Raw genomic sequence first — 6,023 nt, 5'->3', positions numbered from 1 at the left:
GCATGTATTAGGCACGCCGCCAGCGTTCGTCCTGAGCCAGGATCAAACTCTCCATAAAGTGTTTGACTTGCTCATTCCTTGCTGACGTTCGATTACTCGAACATTTTAATTCAAATCCCATTTGTTCAGTTTTCAAGGAACTTACTTTTCTTAACAACTCTTAGAGTATATCATTTTCAGAAAAGCGTGTCAACCTTTATTTTTTCTTGTGAATTGCAATGTCTCAAAGGCGACTTAAATAATATATCATATTTATTTTAAGGAAGCAAGTGTTTTAGCAAATTATTTTACATTCTATTTTGAGCATATATAATACGCAATTTATTCATTACCTACCTGTATAGAAAAAGATAGTTCGTATTGTGTTATTTATTACTATAGAAGAAAAAGATTCTACCTTCTTTTAAAGCTACCTTTGATCAGCTTTTAAAGTAAATATATGAAACGAGAAAAAATGTCATACGTTTCAATATATCCATCTGTACTTTTCCCGCTTTATTTATATATTACTTAGTACATAATACCTTTTTGCTAATTTGCTAGTTCTCAGTTGTGCTCTATTTAAGGAATTAAATGGATAGTATAGAGCTTATACTGCTTACTGACTTGTTTACTTTTTTAATTTTATAATAGTAGATTCCTTTATCTTTCAATCCGCTATTTATATAGTGATGCGCTTTTAGATTCGAGACTATTGTCTATAGGAGCTTTTTGTATCTGATTGCAATGAAATATGACTGTTCGCTGTATCTACAAAACTCCAACTGATTTTCACTTTTCGATTTACTTATTCATCTACACTATTGGATACACGTACCAACGTACCCTCCACCTCAATTTCATGCAATTTTGCAATCATGAAAAAACCGTATAACCGTAAAGCAATAACGACTGTTAATATAACCGGATAACTGACTTCTTTTTTACTTTTATATCATTTATTCTTCGGGCTACAAACATGATCACCCTCTGTTAAATAGCATACTGTCTATTTAAAGAAAGCCCCTTCCAAAAAAGGGCTTTCTGTCTTCGGGCGATTCCTGTTTATTCAAGCCCCTATGTTCTGACTCGAAGTCTAAAGCAGCGGCTCTGGTAGTCTTTGGCCTCATAGCGAAGAGCCAGACCAAGCTGCATGAGCTGATCCCCTCCATATATACTGCTTTCTTCATCTATATCTGACTTCACTTCATATTCAAGTTCCGGCTTAAGTCCATCCAATCTCAGAATGCGTTGAGGACCATTCGGGATCGCCATTACTTGAAAGGCGTAAACCAGGGCTTCCATTTGATCTTCTGATACAAACATCCAGGCCGATTCATTCTCTTCAAATGGGCTCTTCAGCCGGTACAGATTTCCCTGCTGAACAAGGCTGCGAATCTCCTTGTAGTTGGCAACCTGACGCTGAACAATATCTTTTTCTTCTTCGGTAAATGCCGTGAGATCCAGCTCATATCCAAAATTGCCGGACATGGCGACGCTACCGCGGAACTCCAGCGGTGTAATGCGTCCCACCTGGTGATTGGGTACAGCCGATACATGCGCGCCGATAGAACTCACCGGGTAGACAAGACTGGTTCCATACTGAATCTTGAGTCGTTCCACCGCATCGGTATTGTCGCTGGTCCAGGTCTGCGGCATATAATAGAGCATTCCGGGATCAAAACGCCCTCCACCACTAGAGCAGCTTTCGAACAAGATCTCCGGGAAGTTCGCAGTAATCCGCTCTAGCAGCTCATACAATCCAAGCACATAACGATGTGCAGTCTCAGCCTGACGTTCCGGCGGAAGTGCTGCAGAACCAATCTCTGTCAAAGCCCGGTTCATATCCCATTTCACATAAGAGATCGGAACCGTGGAGAAAATCGCAGCAAGTGAATCATAAATATAATCACGCACTTCCGGACGCGTATAATCCAGGACAAGCTGCCATCTGGCTTCACTGCGTCGTCTACCCGGAACATGCAGGCACCAATCGGGATGCTTGCGGTATAGCTCGCTGTCCGGTGAAATCATCTCCGGTTCGAACCAGAGTCCGAACTGCAGGCCGGCTCCCTGAATACGCTTTGCCACATCAGCGAGTCCTTCCGGCAGCTTGCGGCGGTCCTCATACCAGTCTCCTAACGATGAATTGTCAGCATCACGTTTACCAAACCAGCCATCATCCAGTACGAATAATTCAATGCCCAGCCTCGCACCCTCTTCTGCGATAGCAACCAGCTTGTCGGCATTGAAGTCAAAATAGGTTGCTTCCCAGTTATTGACCAGAATCGGTCGTTCCTGGTCCCGGTACTTGCCACGGCATAGCCGGCTGCGATATAGACGGTGATACGTTCGGGACATCTCTCCCAGTCCCTCTTCGGAATAGACCATAACAGCTTCCGGAGTCTGGAACTCTTCACCGGCATTCAGCTGCCAGGCAAAGTCGAATGAGTTCACGCCAATCCCCAAACGGGTAGAACCAAAAGAGTCCACTTCTGCCACCGCTTCAAATCCACCGCTGTATACCAGACTGAACCCATAGGCGTCTCCCACGCGTTCTGTCGTTTCCGGTGTTACCAAAGCAGCAAAAGGATTAAACTGATGACTGCTCATTCCCCGTTTGCTATCGATCCGTGTCTCTCCCTGCGGAAGTGTTCTGCGCTGTATATTGCTTTCTCGTCCCCATGCTCCCGAAAGATATACCATCTCCAGTTGCTCTTGACCATACATATCGATACTGGCACTCAGGGCACGGCGAAGCCGTAGTGTCTGCTGCCCCTTATTGACCAATCGGGTGGATCGTACGATCACATTGTGATCCCGAAAAATGGAATATCGCAAAACAACCTGTAATCCCGAATAATCATCTTTTAAAAGAAGTTCAAGTGTCTCTGCTTCGGCTTCATGCTCTGTATATACAGCGGGAAGTCCACTTAACACCGGTTTTCCTTTTACCAGCCGATAACTATCGTATTTGAGCTCTGTAATTCGTGTTCCATCCTCCAGTTCAATCTGATAGGCCGGATTACGAAAATCACCACTTCCATACTGCGGATATTCCTGAGGCAGTCGGTCCAGTCCCATTCCCTGCCAAGTATGAACAAGCAGATGATTTATCGCTGCACGATGCTGCAGTCTTCCTCCCCAATAGACATGTACCGGATAACCATCCACGATTTGAATAAGATAGCTCATGCCGGATGATTGCAGATGAAACAAACCTTCTTCTTCCTGTACGATCACATTCATATCAAACACCCTTTCATTTTGATCAGATGATGTATATTCCTGTCTCTGCTTCTCTTCCTGCCTGTATAATATGGTCTGAGGATGGTTAGGTCATTTGCAGAAAACAAGATGTCACTATAGAAATGGTATATGAATACAGGCCAATTCGTATATGGCATAAGGATTAGAAAATATGTCATTAGGCTTGATATTGTGAAGATAAGGAGAATCGCCAATGATTGAGTATCTGCCACGAAGCAAACAGCATACCGAGTTGTATCTGACTCAATTCGGTATAGAGGAATGTATAGCCGGTCATGAATTTGGTCCAGCAGTAAGAACACATTATCTGCTGCATTATGTTTTTGAGGGAAAAGGAATCTTTGAGGTAAATGGGATACGGCACTGTATCGAGCCGGGCCAGAGTTTTTTGATCTGTCCTCATGTAGTGACCTATTATCAAGCTGATCCGATCCATCCCTGGTCTTATGGTTGGATCGGTTTCCATGGAACACTGGCTGAATCGCTGTTGGCACAAGCGGGTCTGACGCTTGCCTCTCCGGTACTTCACTATGAAGACAAAAATCGGATCAATCAGTGTCTGCACGAGATGATGCAGTCTGCCGAGAACTCCAAAGCACGGGAGACCCGTCTTATGGGACTGCTTTATCTGATGTTATCCATGCTGATAGAAAATAGCCGTCATACGCTGCCTGTACCAGTAACTAGCCAGGCGGAAGTTTATGTGGAGCAGGTAAAAGATTTTATCGAAATGAACTTTTCCCAAAAGATTACGGTTGAGGATATCGCACATTGGGTCGGACTCAATCGGAGCTATCTATGTTCGTTGTTCACAAAATTCACAGCAATCAGTATTCAGGATTATCTGATTCAATACCGCATGGATACTGCAGCAACCATGCTGAGCAGCACCGACCATACCGTCGGCAATATTGCTCGTTCAGTTGGCTATAGCGACCCGCTGTTATTCTCCAAAATATTCAAAAAGATCAAAGGAAGCTCTCCCAGAGAATATCGCAGTGCTTCTCTGCTTCACACTCATATGCCGTTTGAATAAGCTCTGTTGATCAGCTTATTCGGCTTAACAGAGGAATAGCTTCCTGTTTATTTGCTGCTCTCTTCCTTTTTATATTCTCGCGTTCTTTCGAAGAAAAGGTTTATAATAAATTTTAGATATTAACTTAAATTTATATACCAAGTTTGAAATCTCTTATGCGTTTCTTTTACTAAGGCAAGACAGTAAAACGCAAATCAAAACAACATATATTGATCTATTTTGCGGGTTACTACGAATATGCGGATAGGGTGTATATGGATCGTAAAAATAAATACAGATCACTGGCTGAATATAACGATAGCCCTGCTGTCTGAATGCAGAGTGTGAAGGAGGAGAATCAATGGGACGCTGGATTGCCGCAGTTCAAAAAGGATTTGGTAAAAAGCTCATTCGATTGCATAGCTGGAATGCATGGTTGGTCGCCCTGCTCGCGATTACCGGACTCGTTCTCGTAGGCGGGTTCTGGAGGGAGATTCTCGGGGAAGGCAGAGTATGGATTCGCTGGATTCATATTATAGGAGGATTGGCGCTGCTGGTACCTGTAGTATACTATCTGTTCCTGGCATCCAAACACTGGAAACAAATCCGGGAGAAACCGAATCAGAAAATGAATGTGATTCTGGTCATGATTCTGCTGGTTGGATGGATCATCTCCGGCATTCTGTTATGGCTGCTTCGGCAAGTAGGCCCTGCTGTAGCAAATACCGCTTTATTTATACATGATCTGCTCACCTGGGTGGGACTGCCTTATATTATTTATCATTCGCTTACACGCACAGCTTGGCTTAAAGATCCGAAAAAGCGCAGTATCCGTCTGTCCGATGATTCTGCTGGAAAACCTGCGAATACAGCGCCAAAGGGAAATGCTGCTGCATCTGTAACAAGCAGACCTTCTGCTGCACAGACTCCTTCTCCTTTTTATACACGTCGTGCCTTTTTGCGTTCGGTGATCGGTGTGGGGCTGGCAGTCTCGGTGGGGCCAACCTTTATCCGCTGGCTGGGCAGCTCCTTGCAGGGCGGAGGCGGCTGGGAAGAAATGGCGGCAAGCAATCCAAACAAAATGATTCCCGATCCCAAGCCGATGCCGGCTTCTCTGCCACCGGAAGGCGGAGGTGCTCAGGGCGAATTCCGCGTCTACACGGTTACACCGATTCCTTCATTTGATAACAGCAACTGGTCGTTTACAATCGATGGCTTGGTCGATCGTCCGCAGACATGGAACTGGGAGCAGTTTTTGAAAATCAAACGCTCGGTACAGGTAAGTGACTTTCACTGTGTAACTGGCTGGTCCGTATACAAAAACACATGGGAAGGCATTCCACTGAACGACTTTTTGAAAATGGCAGGGGTTAAACCAACTGCCCAAACAATCAAGTTCTATTCCGGTGATGGCGTATATACAGACTCGATCACACTGGAGCAGGCGCAGCTAAAAGATATCATGGTTGCTGTACTGCATGACGGCAAAATTATTCCAGCTGATCTGGGCGGACCGGTACGACTGGTTATTCCCAAAATGTATGCCTACAAATCGGTAAAATGGCTCAACCGTATCGAGCTGATTGCAGAAGATCATATCGGATACTGGGAACAGCGTGGTTACGACAAAGATGCATGGTTGCCGGATAATCTGTCCTGATCGTTTTCGTAATGAATATATGTATTTACTGGATCATGATGCAAATCCGATGTATGACCTTGAGCATGTAAAGAAGGTTCAAATACATTAAACATATCG

General features: G+C 44.3%; 3 protein-coding genes and 1 rRNA gene. 2 read left to right on the top strand and 2 right to left on the bottom strand.

Features of this window, described 5'->3' with window-relative positions:
- Both WH46_RS24275 and WH46_RS17860 read right to left on the bottom strand, forming a co-directional pair.
- Nucleotides 1-58 (bottom strand): 16S ribosomal RNA (locus WH46_RS24275); the annotation flags it as partial.
- Between the two features lie 998 nt (nt 59-1,056).
- On the bottom strand, nt 1,057-3,228 hold the full coding sequence (locus WH46_RS17860; RefSeq protein ID WP_046227725.1) for an alpha-galactosidase: 2,172 nt from the start codon (nt 3,226-3,228) through the stop codon (nt 1,057-1,059).
- Nucleotides 3,229-3,442: 214 nt separating this feature from the next.
- Between WH46_RS17860 and WH46_RS17855 the strand changes: the two genes are divergently transcribed.
- Both WH46_RS17855 and WH46_RS17850 read left to right on the top strand, forming a co-directional pair.
- Nucleotides 3,443-4,285 (top strand): AraC family transcriptional regulator, encoded by an 843-nt coding sequence (locus WH46_RS17855; RefSeq protein ID WP_046227724.1) that lies wholly within the window; start codon nt 3,443-3,445, stop codon nt 4,283-4,285.
- A gap of 340 nt (nt 4,286-4,625) precedes the next feature.
- Nucleotides 4,626-5,924 (top strand): molybdopterin-dependent oxidoreductase, encoded by a 1,299-nt coding sequence (locus WH46_RS17850; RefSeq protein WP_046227723.1) that lies wholly within the window; start codon nt 4,626-4,628, stop codon nt 5,922-5,924.
- Nucleotides 5,925-6,023: the final 99 nt, after the last annotated feature.

It is taken from the genome of Paenibacillus dauci (assembly GCF_000971985.1).
GTDB classification, from domain to species: domain Bacteria; phylum Bacillota; class Bacilli; order Paenibacillales; family Paenibacillaceae; genus Saccharibacillus; species Saccharibacillus dauci.
Note: the sequence above shows the minus strand (reverse complement) of the source record. Positions and strands in the feature narration are given on the sequence as shown.